Genomic DNA, 14,396 nt, shown 5'->3' on the forward strand with positions numbered 1-14,396 from the left:
GTGGATTGATGGAAAGCGACCAGTTGCGGGGGAAAACATCAAGGCACTCCGAGGCTGCAATCTTTTGACCTGGAGCAAGTCATTGTGACCTCGATGTAGTCATACTGACTCTATTTTTTTGTGGTCAGTATGACTCTCGTAAAATTAACTTATTGATATACAACGATTCGTTAAATGGCATGTTTTGTGATTTTGATATGGCATTGACCCGAAGAAGGAATTTGCCATGTCTCACTCCATTCCCCTCGGATTCACGCTCTGCCTGTTGCTTTCCCCCCTGTGCATGGCCGACCAGGTCGTGCGCGAAGTGCCCGATACCACTGCTGGCAAAGGTTACGGTGCGCTGACCGGTTTGATGGTGGGCGCAGTGGGTGGGCCTGTTGGTGCATTGGTCGGTGCCGGTGTCGGGTTTTTTGCCGGAGGTTCGATTCAGCAAGCCGCCGGGCTGACGGAAACCGCTTATGAAGTGAAGGACGCCCAAGGTGAAATCAGCACCGTGCGTTCACCTAATGCCCGCTTTGAACCGGGTCAGCAGGTGGCGCGCAAGGGGCCGCGGCTGGTGCCGGAGGGCAGCTGACGCTTCACACCACCTTTTCAGGGGTTTCCTGTTTTGGCGGGCAGACGAGCCGCACCTCGTCTGCCCGTTTTTTTATGGGGGCAGTGGCTGTGTACATATCCATTGTTGTGGTGATGGCCATTATTGGTTCCGCCCTTACGGCGGGTTACTTTGGGGCCGGAATGCCGGCCCAGCCCAAAGTAACCAAAGGGCCTATCCCCTGACGTACGGCCCTTCGCCAAGGCTCAGGGTTCCCTCGCTCCGGGCCCACGGAGCAGGACCGGAGCGAGGGAATGCCGAGCCTTGGCGAGGCACCGAACGTCAGGGGCAAGAGCCCTTGGTTACTTGGGGCCGGGCGGCGCTCCGCTCTTCCAAGTAACCCGCCGTAAGGGCGGAACCCTAAGCCGCCGTAACCGCAGCAATGGATATGCACGCGGTTAAAGCACCATGAAAGGCCCTATCAAACCCGCTCAAAAATCGCCGCAATCCCCTGACCACCACCAATGCACATGGTCACCAGAGCGTAACGGCCCCCAGTGCGGTGCAGTTCGTGGATAGCCTTGGTGGCGATGATGGCGCCCGTCGCACCCACCGGGTGACCCAGCGCAATCCCCGAACCGTTCGGGTTGACCTTGGCCGGGTCCAGATCCAGTTCCTGGCTGACGGCGCAGGCCTGGGCGGCAAAGGCGATGTTGGCTTCGATCACGTCCAGGTCGGCGATGGTCAGGCCAGCGCGCTTGAGCGCCAGGCGCGTGGCCGGAATCGGGCCCAGGCCCATGAATTCCGGTTCGACGCCTGCGTGGGCATAGCTGACCAGGCGGGCAAGCGGTTTCAGGTTATTGGCCTGAACCGCGTTGCCGGTGGCCATGACCAGTGCGGCGGCACCGTCGTTCAGGCCCGAGGCGTTGCCGGCGGTGACCGAGCCGTCCTTCTTGAACGCCGGCTTCATCGCAGCCAGTTGTTCCAGGGACGTGGCGCGCGGATGCTCGTCGACGCTGAACAGTTTGGTGCCCTTGCGATCCTGGATTTCCACGGTAGCGATCTGCTCGCTGAAGTAGCCGTTGGCAATCGCATGGGCGGCGCGTTTCTGGTCTTCCAGGGCCAGGGCGTCCTGCATTTCGCGGGTGATGCCATTGCGCGCGGCGACGTTCTCGGCGGTGATGCCCATGTGGATGCCATGGAACGGGTCATGCAGGATCCCGAGCATGTAGTCGATGACCTGGGCGTTGCCCATGCGCGAACCCCAACGGGCCGAAGGCATCAGGTATGGACCGCGGCTCATGGATTCGGCACCGGCACCCACGACGATGTCGGCATCGCCCAGCATCAGGGTCTGCGCAGCGTTGATGATGGCCTGCAGGCCCGAACCGCACAGGCGGTTGACGTTGTAGGCCGGGGTTTCCTTCGGAATGCCGGCGTTCATCGCCGCAACGCGGGAGATGTAGGCGTCACGGGTTTCGGTCGGGATCACGTTGCCCATCACCAGATGGCCAACGAGCGCCGGGTCCACGGCGGCTCGCTCCAGGGCGGTTTTTACGGCCGTGGTCGCCAGGTCGGCCAGTGGCACGTCCTTGAGCGAACCGCCGAAGGTACCGATGGCGGTACGGGTGGCGCTGACGACGTAGATTTCTGGAGTGTTCATGGCTGGTTTCCTTTCGGTGGATTCTTGTCTGTACTGCGATTGAGCAGGGCGTTCAAGGCGGTTTTCGCCTCGTCGGTGTTCAAGCGCTGGATGAACAGTGTGTTTTCTTCGCGCAGGGTGGCTTCCAGTTCGGCCAGGGAAGCCTGTTTCATCAGTTGCCGCGACTGGCGCAAGGCCTGCTGGGGCATGGCCAAAAAGCGCCGGGCGATTGTTGTCGCCGCCGCCAGGCATTGTTCGCCGTCATCGAAGGCTTCGTTGGCCAGGCCCCAGGCCACCGCTTCGTTGCCGTCCAGGCCATTGCCCAACAGGAGCAGGCTCGCGGCGCGGGCATGGCCGAGCCGGCGTGGCAGCAACAGGCTGGCGCCAAATTCGGGGCACAGGCCGATGTTGACGAACGGCATGCGCAACTTGGCGTTGCAGGTGACCAGCACCTGATCGCAATGCAACAGCAACGTGGTGCCGATGCCGATGGCGGCCCCACAGACTGCCGCGATCAGCGGCTTTTGCAGGCGAGTGACGACTTTCATCAGGCGGAACGCCGGGGCGTCCAGATGCGTCGGCGGATGTTGGAGGAAATCCACCAGGTCATTGCCGCTGGTAAAGCAGGCCGGGCCGCCAGTGAGGATGATTACACCGGTCTGCGCGTCTTCGTCCGCAGCCTGCAACAGGTCGGCCAGTTGCGTGTACATGGCGTTATTCAACGCGTTGAGCTTGTCCGGGCGGTCGATGGTCAGCGTCAACACGCCGTCGCGTTGCTCGTGTTTGATCAGGTCGGTCATCGCAGGCTCCGCAGGGTCGGTTCAGGCTGCCACTTTAAGCGCCGGACAAACCCCGGATCTATGGCAAAACGGGTCAACTGCGCTGCCGCTTTTTGCCATGCCGGTGAGCCAAAAACGACACACACCCATTCGGGGTATGGTTCCGTCCGGCGAATCCACCAATAGTGAGGGCATCCGCTCATCCAGAGCCGAACTCGCTATAAGGTGCATTTGCTATGGGCAAGACGCTGCTTAAGGTGATTTCCAGTCTGTTTATTGTACCGCTGACCTTGAATGCCTACGCCGCTCAAGTGGACGACAGCAATACGCTGCGGCTCTATAACTGGGCGGACTACATCGGTGAGAAAACCATCGCCGATTTCGAAAAGGCCACCGGCATCAAAGTGGTCTACGACACCTTCGACTCCTATGAAACGGTGCAGGCCAAGTTGCTCACCGGCCATTCCGGTTATGACCTGATCGTACTGAACGCGTCGCTTGCGCCGCCGCTGATCAAGGCCAAGGTGTTCCAGGCGCTGGATAAAAAACAGCTGCCGGGCTGGACCAACCTCGACCCAAAAATCCTCGAGGACCTGCAAGGCTATGACCCCGGCACCCAGTACTCGGCGCCGTACACCTGGGGTAGCAACGGCGTGACCTACAACGTCGACAAGATCAAGGAACGCATGCCGGACGCGCCCATCGGTTCGCTGGCGATGATTTTCGATCCAAAGATCGTCTCGAAGTTTGCCGATTGCGGCGTGACCCTGCTCGATGCGCCGACCGAAGTCATCCCCATGGCCTTGACCTACCTGGGTCGCGATCCGCGAAGCGCTGCACCGGTGGATCTGAAAGCCGCCCAGGAACTGCTGCTGTCCGTGCGGCCGTACATCCGCAAATTCGACTCGGTCAATTACCTGACCAGCCTGCCCAATGGCGACGTGTGCATGGCCATGACCTGGTCCGGCGACTACGCCACGGCCATGGCCCGCGCCGCAGAAGCCAAGAAGAAGATCGATCTGGCGTACTTCATCCCCAAGGAAGGTTCGCTGATCTGGTTCGACAACATGTACATCCCGGCCGACGCGACCCACGTCGCCAACGCGCACAAATTTCTTGAGTACCTGATGCAGCCGCAGGTGATGGCCGACGTCAGTGATTTCATCAACTACGCCAACAGTAACGCGGCAGCCACGCCGTTGCTGAACGCCGATGTGCGCGACAACCCGGCGATCTACCCCGATGCACAGACCCGCGAGCGTCTGTTCCCGCAGAAGACCCAGGACGCCAAGGACATGCGGGCTATTACCCGGGTCTGGAGCACTGTGAAAAGCGGCATCTGATTTGTTCGATCGTTAGTCAATTCGGTTAGAGGTTTATTTATGGCGACTCCAACACGCACCGTACTTTCGCCGGCGGACGAGTCCCGGCTGGTCAAGGCCGACAAAGCCCATCACATGCACGGCTACCACATGTTCGACGAACACGCCGAACAAGGTTCGTTGAACATCGTCGCAGGCGATGGCGCCTACATCTACGACACCCAGGGCAACCGCTTTCTCGATGCGGTGGGCGGCATGTGGTGCACCAACATCGGCCTGGGCCGCGAGGAAATGGCCGAGGCCATCGCCGACCAGGTGCGCCAGCTGGCCTATTCGAACCCGTTTTCCGACATGTCCAACAACGTCGCCATCCAGCTGTGCGAAAAACTCGCCAGCCTGGCCCCCGGCGACCTCGACCATGTGTTCCTGACCACCGGCGGCTCCACCGCCGTGGACACCGCGTACCGCCTGATCCAGTACTACCAGAACTGCCGTGGCAAACCCGAGAAGAAGCACGTCATCGCCCGGTTCAACGCCTATCACGGCTCCACCACCCTGACCATGTCGATCGGCAACAAGGCCGCCGACCGTGTGCCGGAGTTCGATTACGCCAACCCGCTGATCCACCACGTCTCCAACCCGAACCCGTACCGTGCGCCCGACGGCATGGGCGAAGCGCAGTTCCTCGAGTTTCTGGTCAAGGAATTCGAAGACAAGATCCAGTCGATTGGCACGGACAAAGTGGCTGCTTTTTTTGCCGAGCCGATCATGGGCTCGGGCGGGGTGATCATTCCACCCCGGGGCTATCTCAAGCGCATGTGGGACGTCTGCCAGCGCTACGACATCCTGTTCGTCGCCGACGAGGTGGTGACCTCGTTCGGGCGGCTGGGCAAGTTCTTCGCCTCTTACGATGTGTTTGATGTGCAACCGGACATCATCACCACTGCCAAGGGCCTGACCTCGGCCTACCTGCCGCTGGGCGCGTGCATTTTTTCCGAGCGCATCTGGAAAGTCATCGCCGAGCCGGGCAAGGGCCGCTGTTTCACCCACGGCTTCACCTACAGCGGCCACCCGGTGTGCTGCACGGCGGCGCTGAAGAACATCGAAATCATCGAGCGGGAAAACCTGCTGGCCCATGTCGACACGGTGGGGGCGTATCTGGAAGCGCGCCTGGCAACCCTGCGGGAGTTGCCGCTGGTGGGCGATGTGCGCTGCCAGAAACTCATGGCCTGCGTGGAATTCGTCGCCGATAAACGCACCAAGGCGCTGTTCCCCGATGAGATCAACATTGGCGAGAAAATCCACTCGCGGGCCCAGGCCCGGGGCTTGCTGGTGCGGCCGATCATGCACCTCAACGTGATGTCGCCGCCGTTGATCCTGACGTTTGCCCAGGTCGATGAAATCGTCGAGACCCTGCGGGTATGCATCCTTGAAGTGGCGGCCGAGCTTGAGCAGAGCGGCCAGTATTTCGGCCAATGATTTCATCCGTCAGACTTTTACCAAGGGCATGCTCACCCGCTAGACTGCGGGGTATGAGCAAACCAAACGACGATACGCTGATCGCAATGCCCTTCGGGGCATTGCACAAATGGCATGGGGGAATGCGCGAGGCATTCGCCCATATCGATGAGCCTGACGCCCTGCAACACCTGGCGTCAGCGTTGGCGCAACTGGTGTCCGTCGAGTCGATGATGATCAGCCTGGAGCGCAAGGACCGCGCGCCACAGTTGCTGCATCAGCGCGGGATTGCCCAGGAGTATCAGGTCTCGATTCTTGAGCGCTATTTTTCCGGGGGCTATCTGCTTGACCCATTTTGCCTGGCGGTGGAGCAGGGATTGGCGCAAGGGTTCTATCACCTGGAGGAAATCGCGCCGGACAACTTCTTCGACAGTGACTACTACAAGACCTATTACCTGAATGCGGGCTGTTCGGAAGACAGCTACTACATCGTCGATACCGGCAATGACACGAAGATTTCGGTCAGCCTCTATCAGGGTTTCGGTGGTGAATGCCTGAGCGCCGAACAGCTGAATCTGCTACGCGCCGTGGAGCCGTTGGTGCGCGAGTTCATCAGTGAGTTCAGTCAACGCGGAATGCTGCGCAGTCACGAGATCCAGTGCGATAAAGACCAGGGCATGCGCGATGATCTCAAGCACCGGGTGCAGTCGGCTTTCGAGCATTTCGGCAGCGACTTGCTCACCGAACGCGAGCGGGAAGTGGCGCACATGGTCCTGCGCGGGCATTCGGTGAAATCCACGGCCAGCCAGATGAACATCTCACCGGAAACCGTGCGCATGCACCGCAAGAACCTGTACCTGAAACTGGAGGTGGGGTCGCAGTCGGAGTTGTTTGCGCTGTTTATCGAGTGGTTGCGTAAACATTAAAAATCAAAAAATCGCAGCTTTCGGCAACTCCTACAGGTTTTGCGTACACCCGCAAAATGACGGTTGTACCAGACCCATGTAGGAGCTGTCGCAGGCTGCGATCTTTTGATCTTCTACTCAGGTGGATCGATTCGATCCAGCGCCCGGTTCACCGCCAGCTCGCCCAGCATGATGACTTGCGCGATACCCAATAGAGTATTGCGGCTCGATCCCTCCGTCCGGTCCGCCAGATCCATCATCATGATATTGGCCGAGGCCAGCGATTCGCACGCATGGGCCAGGAGGCTTTCGGTATCGAGTTCAGGATTAACGAAAAACATCGTGCACAGTTTGCGTGGAGTGGCTCGGATATCGGCTGCTGAGGGAATGGTATCGGTGGGGGCGTGGGGATTATTTGAGTCGATGGTTCTGGAGGACGTTGCCGGATCGGTGTCCGGCGGGTTTGGCGTTACCTTGAACATTTCTTAGATTCCCGATTTGTGCCGGCACCACTTCCCTACTAAAAGAAGGGGTGGCAGCTGTACGCAGGTTAGTAGACCGGGGAATCTAAGAAGCCGGCGCGCCCAAGGGCGCCCTACGTACAGCCACCATCAAAACGCAGGCGCAATGCCTGACTGATAGAAGCGTTGTACGACTTAGATTTAACCACGGGCTACTAAACCCGATCACTGACGATCAGTGACGCGAATCAAGTTACCGAGCGGCCCCAGGGCGTACAAGCCGGCGGATTCTGGCGTATCCGTAGGCAACGACGCAAGGTGATGTGGCTTTCGGGAAGTAAACTTGCTGACTTTTAAACAGACAGGAACTTGATTGTAAAAAAGCCCTGAATTGCGGCCAAACCGGGTTCGCCCCGAGGGTTTTAACGCTATCAGAAATCTCCGAGCTGTAAGCCTCAAATAGAGATCATAAAAAATCCTACAGACCTTGCGCGTCGATATCGGGAAGAGTCCTACGCGCTAGAAGGAGCAATCCTATATCAACTGTCGCCACCTTCTTGAAAGCTGTCGAATGCTTGAACGAGGGATGGAAATGAAGCCTTTCCGTATGCTCTCAGGGAGTTCTGAACATGTATACAGCAGAGACTCGTGCGGAATTTTTCCAATGCAGCCTGAAATGAAATAAGGGAGCGATGGGGGATGGAGATAACAATGAAAAAATACTGGCCTAGATGGTTGTTGGGCTTGTTCGGGTTGGCGTTAGTTGGGTGTTCCACGGCGGACAATGATATGGCAGGTGGGAACATACAAGCTGTTAATCATACGCTGAACAACATTAACTGGCTTTCGGTTAACGGCTATAGGGCCGACGGTGGTGGTGGGCGTTCTTGCTGCATTATTCTGCCGACCAAATGGCGTCCTGGTTTGAAGGCGAATATTGAATGGGAAGTCGATCCGGAGCCTTATGCAAAAATAAAAAGAAAAACTACTGGATATGGGTTTGATGAAGATGCGTGGGCTGCGCATGAGGCAAAATTTCAGCGCCACAACACAATTTTGGATATACCAGAATGGTCGGGAACGGAGTCGTGTGGTCTAAGTGTGCATTTCTTAACTTGCAATCAAGTAAAGGTCACTACTTCGTGCTGGGGGTACGGATCACCCAATAACCCCATTAAAGAACCACTGGATATGAAGGAGCCCGCCGTATGTCCAAAGTAAAGAATAATTCAAGCGCTAAGGTATGGGCTCCGCCAGTTTTTCCAATAGAGGGGCGTTTGCCTGGTAGTGTTGTGACGGTGACAGCCAATTACAAAAAGCAAATTGCCGAGGAGGTTTGTCACCAGCGAGGCGTCGACTCAAAAGGGCAGTCCCTGGGGTTTGAGTGCTGCCACAGTCTGCACATCAGTCTGTTCTTCGATGGCACTAACAATAACGAGTTCAATGATACGAAGAAGAACCACCCGAGCAATATTGCCAAGCTTTTCCATGCATCGCTAAGAGGTAAGAAGGCAGAAGAAGAGGGCTATTTTTCTTATTACATGCCCGGTGTCGGCACGCCGTTTCCGGAAATTGGCGAACTCGATTACAGCGCATATGGGCTGACGTTCGCGACGGGTGGTGAGGATCGAATCAACTGGGCGTTGGTTCAGGTGGCCAGCGCACTGTCGTACTCACTGAACAATAAAAAAGAAATTGACCGTATAGCTGCCAAGGACCTGGTCAAAGAAATGAGCACCTGGCCGGCTCCGCTCATGAGCGTCCTGGGGGAAGGCAAACGGCGGCGAATCATGAATGGGCTGCTGGGGGATTTGGAGGAATGCAAAGCCAAGTCCCGGCAACCCAAGGTGCTGGGAGTCAAACTGTTCGTATACGGCTTCTCGCGCGGCGCGGCAGAGGCCCGCACCTTCGTGACCTGGCTGAGCGAGCTGTTCGATACGCCGGCTGGCGCCGCGCTTCCCGAGCAGCGACTGATCGGCCTGCCAGTCAGCGTGGAATTTCTCGGTGTGCTGGACACCGTCGCCTCGGTCGGCATCGCCCATGCGGCGCCTTTTTTTGCCGGGCACATGGACTGGGCCGATGACAGTCAGTTGCTGCCGGACGCCGCGAAATTTCCGAACTTCGTCAAACGTTGCCGGCACTTCGTCGCGGCCTTCGAGCAACGCTCGTGCTTTCCGCTGGACTCGATCCGCAACGAGGACGGCCAGTACCCGCCCAACACCTTTGAAGTGGTGTACCCCGGTGTGCATTCCGATGTCGGGGGTGGTTATCCGCAGAATGACCAGGGCAAGGCTCGCGGCGGTACTGATGAACTGGTATCGCAGATTGTCCTGCACGACATGTATGCCGAAGCCTTCGCTGCCGGCGCACCATTGCAGGTGCCGGAAACGGTGCTGCCGGAATGCCTGCTGTCGTCTAGACAATGGCGTGTCATGAGTCCTACAACCGAGAGAGAGTTTGGAGTCAGTGACACGCTAGTTGAACGCTTCAACGCCTGGCGCCACACCCTCCCAGGCATCACCACCGACACCCCCACCCACACAAAACCCTGGGAGTACAAACCACTGCCACTCGGCATCATCGTGGAAGAAGCCCTCGCCGATCAACTGGGCTGGATTACCGGCTGGCGCATCGGTCGTTATGCCAATGACCCGTTGCAGAACAACGACAGCTACAAGCATCAGCCGTTCTTCACTCAGGCCAATGAAATCACTGGCTACGAGACCGAACAACAACGCGAGGCCTACGAAAAGCAGAAAAAAATCATCTTGGCCGATCGGCTGAAAGCGCCCGAGGCGGCAACGAATCATCCCGGCCCGCCCATCTACGAACCGCAGATCGACAAGACCCAGCTCAGCGAGGCGGCTGCGGAGTTCAAACGCGACTACAAAGGCTTCGACCGCAAGCAAACCAGTGCGGCCGGTACGATCACCGATGTGATCTTGCGCGACGCCATCTACCTGCTTAACGAAAACGATGAGTTGCAAGACCACGCCGCGATCAGGGCCGCAGGCGAATTGCGCAACAAGCAATTGTTCAGCGACAGCCGAGGCACGCCCGGCACCGACCCGCGCATGGCGCTGGTGGTCGCGTTGTTCGATGACCAGATACACGACTCACGCGCCTGGTTCATGCATGACGCGTTGAAATCCCGTGAGCTGTGGGCCGGTTATTTCTTCTATCGCATGACTTATTTCGGCAATGCCAACAGCCGGGACCTGGCACCGGTGGTGGTGGCGGGACGAATTCTGGGCGTGGCGATGCTGGCCGGCGCAACGGTCTACGGCATCAAGCGCGGTGGGGTGCTGGGCGGGGTTGGCGGGCTGGCCGCGGGCATCGGTGGCGCCACCATCGGCTATCAGGTGATCGACAAGGCGCGGGGTGTGGCGCTGCCGTTCCTGCCGGAGGCCGCGCAGTTGCTGAAACCGACGGCTCATATCGGCCAGGTGGCGGCTGAGCTGAAGCAGCAGATTGCCGAGGAAAACTATGCGCAGATGATCGATCGAACCACCGCCATGTTGCGCGAGGCGGGCAGTTTGTTCGAACTCACCGGGGAGGACGTGTGATGTTGCCTCTGGTACGCATGGGTAACGAACCTGAATGTCGAACTGGTTGCAATGTTTCTGGCTCTGCACAAGCTGGGCTGGGCGCGCGCTAAAGTACAGGGCCATTCGGAAAAATTCACGGCCAGCCAGATGAACATCTCACCGGAAACGGTGCGCATGCACCGCAAGAACCTGTACCTGAAGCTGGAAGTGGGGTCGCAGTCGGAGTTGTTTGCGCTGTTTATCGAGTGGTTACGCAAGCACTGAGAATTTCAGCTTGGCACAAATCAAATGTGGGAGCAAGCCCGCTCCCACAGTGGTTTTTGGTTGACCACAGGATCTGTGGTCAACCGGAAGCACTGATCACTCTTCGCGTTTGACCACCAGCGTCAAAATGTCATAGCTCGCCACCAACTCACCCAACTGGTTGGTCACTTCCACATCCCACGCCACCACCCCTTGCGGGATGCCCTGCGGGCTCTTTTTGCCCTGGTCGATCTTGCGCTTGCAGGTCAGGCGGGCCTGGATGGTGTCGCCGATGCCTACCGGGTTGATGAAGCGCAAGGTGTCGAGGCCGTAGTTGGCCAGCACCGGGCCGACGCCGGGGGAGACGAACAGTCCGGCTGCGGCCGACAGCACGAAGTAACCGTGGGCGATGCGCTTGCCGAATTGCGATTCCTTGGCCGCGATGTCGTCGAAGTGCATGTAGAAGTGGTCGCCCGAGAGGCAACCGAAGTTCACCAGATCCGCTTCGGTGACGGTGCGACGGTGGGTCAGCAACGACTCGCCGATCTGCAGGTCCTGGAAGTAGCGACGGAACGGATGCACGTCGGTTTCGATGACCTTGGCGCCGCGCACGTACTCGCCGGTGACCGCTGCCAGCATGGTTGGCGAACCTTGCACCGCCGCGCGTTGCAGGTAGTGTTTCACCGCACGCAAGCCGCCGAGTTCTTCACCGCCGCCGGCACGACCCGGACCGCCGTGCTTGAGTTGTGGCAGCGGCGAGCCGTGGCCAGTGGATTCGCCGGCGCAGTTGCGATCCAGCACCAACAGACGACCGTGCAATGCAGCTGCGACCGGAACGGCTTTGGCAGCAATTTGCGGATCCTTGGTCACCAGGCTGGCGACAAGACTGCCTTTGCCGCGTGCGGCCAGCGCCAATGCTTCGTCGAGATCGTCGTAGGCCATCAGGGTGCTGACCGGGCCGAACGCTTCGATGTCGTGAGCGCCACCTTCAGCGTGCGGATCGCGGGCCTGCAACAGGGTCGGGGCGAAGAATGCGCCCTTGTCGACGTTCACGCCACGCGGTTCGAAACCATCGCGAGCACCGAACAGCAGGTCGCTGCTCTGCAACAGGCTTTCCAGGCGCTCGGCCACGTCTTTCTGCTGATCGTGGGAGGCCAATGCACCCATGCGCACGCCTTCCACCGACGGATCGCCCACCACCACTTTGGCCAGGCGATCACGCAGGCGCGTAGCGACTGCATCGATGTGCTTGGCCGGGACGATGGCGCGGCGGATGGCGGTGCATTTCTGCCCGGCCTTGGTGGTCATTTCCCGGGCGACTTCCTTGATGAACAGCTCGAACTCTTCGTCATCCGGAGTGACATCCGGAGCGAGGATCGCGCAGTTCAGCGAGTCGGCTTCGGCGGTGAACGGCACCGAGTTGCGGATCAGGTTCGGGTTGACCCGCAGCTTGGCCGCGGTGTCGGCGGAACCGGTGAAGGTCACCACGTCCTGGCCTTGCAGGCGGTCAAGCAGGTCGCCGGTACCACCGATGATCAGTTGCAGGCTGCCCGCTGGCAACAGGCCGGATTCGTCCATCAGGCGCACCACGGCTTCGGTCAGGTAGCTGGTGGCGCTGGCTGGCTTGACGATGCACGGCATGCCGGCAAGGAAGCTCGGGGCGAATTTTTCCAGCATGCCCCAGATCGGGAAGTTGAAGGCGTTGATGTGCACCGCGACGCCACCGCGAGGCACCAGGATGTGGGTGCCGGCGAAGGTGCCCATTTTGCTCAACTGCAGCGCCGGGCCTTCGTGGACGACGTTGCCCGACGGCAGCTCGCGCGAGCCGAGGCTGGCGTAGGTGAACAGCGTGCTGTTGCCGCCTTCGATATCGATCCAGCTGTCGGCGCGGGTCGCGCCGCTGTGGTGGGAGATCGCGTAGAGCTGTTCCTTGCGCTCGCTCAGGTACAGGGCCAGGGCCTTGAGACGCTGGGCGCGTTGCTGGAAGTCCAGCGCCATCAGGCCGCTGACGCCTTGGCGGCGACCGTGTTCGATGGCTTCGGCGAAGTCCGGGCGTTCTTCGTGGGTACGGGCGATTTCATGGCCGTCGATGGCGCTGCGCAGGATCTGCGCGCCTTGTTGGCCGATCCAGCGGCCGGCGATAAAGCTTTGCAGGGTGGGGGCACGCAGTGCAGGTGAAGAGGACATCACGATTGCTCCTGATTATGAAGGGTTGTGGCGCGACCGTGACCGCGCCCTTTCGGAATTACCAAAGCGCCACGGTGTAACCGACGATCAGCCGGTTCTCATCGAGGGCGGTAGTCAAGCCATTGCCGGAACGGAAGGTCACGTTGCGCCAGCGCAGGCTGACGTTCTTGAACACACCGCTCTGGATGACGTAGCTGATATCGGTGTCGCGCTCCCATTCGCGCCCGTTGTCGACGGTGCCCGCCTTGACGTGGCGGCCGTCGGTGTAGCGGGTCATGAAGGTCAGGCCGGGAATGCCTTGTGCGACGAAGTCGTAGTCGTAACGCAGCTGCCAGGAATCCTCGTCGGCGCGGGTAAAGGTGTTGAAAGTCACCAGGTTGACCACGTACGGATCACCGCCGTTGAGGAACGGAAAGGCGCTGTCGCCGGACAATTGCTGGTAGGCGGCACTGACCTTGTGGGCACCGTGGGACACCGTGAACATGCCGTTGAAGTTACGGTTTTCGATGCGCCCGGCCCGCTCGGCGCCGTCGCCGCGGCTGTCGAAATAACGCAGGTCGCTGCGCAGGTTGAAGCCGTTGCCCAGCGGTTGCGTATGCACCAGTCCGGCGAATTGCTGGCGATAGATCTGGTCGAGCTTGCCGTAGTAGTAGCTCAGGTTCAGTTGTGGGCTGAAGGCGTAGCTGCCGCCGCCGAAGTCGAAGTGATCGCTGCTGGCGGCGCCGAAGCCGATGTCATCGTTGCTGGACGAGTCCCGCAGGTTGGCCTTGGTCAGGCGTCCGGCATTCACCGTCAGGCCGTCGATTTCCTGGCTGGTCAGCAAGCCACCTTTAAAGGTCGAACCCAACAGGCGTGTGTCGTTGTAGGTCGCCACTGGCAACAAGGGCTGCAGGGTGCCGAGTTTCAACACGCTTTTGGATACCCGCAATTTTCCGGTCAGGCCCAGCTCGCTGTACTCGTCGTCCGGCTCATGGCTCTGCGGGCCAAACGGCAGCAGCCCGGTGCCACGACGGTCGGGACTGGAGTCGAGCTTGATCCCCAGTTCGCCCAGTGCGTCGAGACCGAAACCGAAGGTGCCGTCGGTGAACCCGGACTCGATGCGCGCAGTGAATCCCTGGGCCCATTCTTCGGCCTTGGATTGCGGCGCGTTGTCCTGACGGAAGTCGCGGTTGATGTAGTGGTTGCGCATATCAATGCGGGCCTTGCTGTCGTCGATGAAGTCGGCCATGGCGCAAGGGGCGATCATGGGCAGACTCAATGCGGCGGCCAGTGAAAACAGAGATTCACAAGGTGCAGTACGTGCGGGTTTCATTATT

General features: G+C 59.4%; 11 protein-coding genes and 1 pseudogene. 7 read left to right on the forward strand and 5 right to left on the reverse strand.

The features are described 5' to 3' along the window. Window positions 1-226: 226 nt before the first annotated feature. Entirely contained in the window at window positions 227-577 is a 351-nt protein-coding gene (locus tag ACEN8Q_RS01210) for a hypothetical protein (RefSeq protein ID WP_413704353.1), read from the forward strand. A gap of 439 nt (window positions 578-1,016) precedes the next feature. Here ACEN8Q_RS01210 and ACEN8Q_RS01215 read toward each other — a convergent pair whose 3' ends face one another. Both ACEN8Q_RS01215 and ACEN8Q_RS01220 read right to left on the reverse strand, forming a co-directional pair. Next, window positions 1,017-2,198 (reverse strand): acetyl-CoA C-acyltransferase family protein, encoded by a 1,182-nt coding sequence (locus ACEN8Q_RS01215; RefSeq protein ID WP_413704354.1) that lies wholly within the window; start codon window positions 2,196-2,198, stop codon window positions 1,017-1,019. Beyond that, complete coding sequence (locus ACEN8Q_RS01220; RefSeq protein WP_413704355.1) at window positions 2,195-2,977, reverse strand: enoyl-CoA hydratase-related protein; 783 nt, start codon at window positions 2,975-2,977, stop codon at window positions 2,195-2,197. Before ACEN8Q_RS01220 ends, ACEN8Q_RS01215 begins: the two co-directional genes overlap by 4 nt. Window positions 2,978-3,192: 215 nt before the next feature. Here ACEN8Q_RS01220 and ACEN8Q_RS01225 point away from each other — a divergent pair, with 215 nt between their 5' ends. Genes ACEN8Q_RS01225 through ACEN8Q_RS01235 form a run of 3 tightly spaced genes read left to right on the forward strand, consistent with a single transcriptional unit; the run spans window position 3,193 to window position 6,662 of the window. After that, a complete protein-coding gene (locus ACEN8Q_RS01225) occupies window positions 3,193-4,299 on the forward strand; it encodes a polyamine ABC transporter substrate-binding protein (protein WP_413704356.1) in 1,107 nt (368 codons plus the stop codon). 39 nt (window positions 4,300-4,338) lie between these two features. Further along, the gene (locus ACEN8Q_RS01230) at window positions 4,339-5,757 is read left to right on the forward strand and encodes an aminotransferase (RefSeq protein ID WP_413704357.1); all 1,419 of its coding nucleotides are present in this window, start codon (window positions 4,339-4,341) and stop codon (window positions 5,755-5,757) included. Next, entirely contained in the window at window positions 5,754-6,662 is a 909-nt protein-coding gene (locus ACEN8Q_RS01235) for a helix-turn-helix domain-containing protein (RefSeq protein ID WP_413704358.1), read from the forward strand. Before ACEN8Q_RS01230 ends, ACEN8Q_RS01235 begins: the two co-directional genes overlap by 4 nt. 113 nt (window positions 6,663-6,775) lie before the next feature. On the opposite strand, the gene ACEN8Q_RS01240 is transcribed toward ACEN8Q_RS01235, so the two are convergent. Next, window positions 6,776-7,123, reverse strand: a complete 348-nt coding sequence (locus tag ACEN8Q_RS01240; RefSeq protein ID WP_413704359.1) for a DUF6124 family protein — start codon at window positions 7,121-7,123, stop codon at window positions 6,776-6,778. A 690-nt stretch (window positions 7,124-7,813) separates the two neighbouring features. Here ACEN8Q_RS01240 and ACEN8Q_RS01245 point away from each other — a divergent pair. The 3 genes and pseudogenes from ACEN8Q_RS01245 to ACEN8Q_RS01255 all read left to right on the forward strand — a co-directional run. Continuing rightward, window positions 7,814-8,323: a DUF3304 domain-containing protein gene (locus tag ACEN8Q_RS01245; protein ID WP_413704360.1), complete on the forward strand. Its 510-nt coding sequence runs from the start codon at window positions 7,814-7,816 to the stop codon at window positions 8,321-8,323. Further along, window positions 8,311-10,668, forward strand: coding sequence for a T6SS phospholipase effector Tle1-like catalytic domain-containing protein (locus ACEN8Q_RS01250; RefSeq protein WP_413704361.1), 2,358 nt, complete (start codon window positions 8,311-8,313; stop codon window positions 10,666-10,668). Before ACEN8Q_RS01245 ends, ACEN8Q_RS01250 begins: the two co-directional genes overlap by 13 nt. A 93-nt stretch (window positions 10,669-10,761) precedes the next feature. Continuing rightward, a pseudogene (locus ACEN8Q_RS01255) lies at window positions 10,762-10,914 on the forward strand (helix-turn-helix transcriptional regulator); the annotation flags it as partial. 96 nt (window positions 10,915-11,010) lie between these two features. Here the strand turns inward: ACEN8Q_RS01255 and paaZ are convergent. After that, entirely contained in the window at window positions 11,011-13,080 is a 2,070-nt protein-coding gene (gene paaZ / locus ACEN8Q_RS01260) for a phenylacetic acid degradation bifunctional protein PaaZ (protein ID WP_413704362.1), read from the reverse strand. Between the two features lie 58 nt (window positions 13,081-13,138). Beyond that, window positions 13,139-14,392, reverse strand: a complete 1,254-nt coding sequence (locus tag ACEN8Q_RS01265) for an OprD family porin (protein WP_413427854.1) — start codon at window positions 14,390-14,392, stop codon at window positions 13,139-13,141. Window positions 14,393-14,396 lie beyond the last annotated feature (4 nt).

The sequence above is a fragment of the Pseudomonas sp. Pseusp16 genome (assembly GCF_047324915.1).
Lineage (GTDB): Bacteria > Pseudomonadota > Gammaproteobacteria > Pseudomonadales > Pseudomonadaceae > Aquipseudomonas > Aquipseudomonas fluorescens_CD.

Excerpts from the sequence above, each read along its gene's own strand:
- ACEN8Q_RS01215 (WP_413704354.1), bottom strand. The coding sequence starts at position 2,198 with ATGAACACTCCAGAAATCTACGTCGTCAGCGCCACCCGTACCGCCATC.
- ACEN8Q_RS01265 (WP_413427854.1), bottom strand. The coding sequence starts at position 14,392 with ATGAAACCCGCACGTACTGCACCTTGTGAATCTCTGTTTTCACTGGCC.
- ACEN8Q_RS01250 (WP_413704361.1), top strand. The coding sequence starts at position 8,311 with ATGTCCAAAGTAAAGAATAATTCAAGCGCTAAGGTATGGGCTCCGCCA.
- ACEN8Q_RS01245 (WP_413704360.1), top strand. The coding sequence starts at position 7,814 with ATGAAAAAATACTGGCCTAGATGGTTGTTGGGCTTGTTCGGGTTGGCG.
- ACEN8Q_RS01240 (WP_413704359.1), bottom strand. The coding sequence starts at position 7,123 with ATGTTCAAGGTAACGCCAAACCCGCCGGACACCGATCCGGCAACGTCC.
- ACEN8Q_RS01235 (WP_413704358.1), top strand. The coding sequence starts at position 5,754 with ATGATTTCATCCGTCAGACTTTTACCAAGGGCATGCTCACCCGCTAGA.
- ACEN8Q_RS01210 (WP_413704353.1), top strand. The coding sequence starts at position 227 with ATGTCTCACTCCATTCCCCTCGGATTCACGCTCTGCCTGTTGCTTTCC.
- ACEN8Q_RS01220 (WP_413704355.1), bottom strand. The coding sequence starts at position 2,977 with ATGACCGACCTGATCAAACACGAGCAACGCGACGGCGTGTTGACGCTG.
- paaZ (WP_413704362.1), bottom strand. The coding sequence starts at position 13,080 with ATGTCCTCTTCACCTGCACTGCGTGCCCCCACCCTGCAAAGCTTTATC.
- ACEN8Q_RS01230 (WP_413704357.1), top strand. The coding sequence starts at position 4,339 with ATGGCGACTCCAACACGCACCGTACTTTCGCCGGCGGACGAGTCCCGG.
- ACEN8Q_RS01225 (WP_413704356.1), top strand. The coding sequence starts at position 3,193 with ATGGGCAAGACGCTGCTTAAGGTGATTTCCAGTCTGTTTATTGTACCG.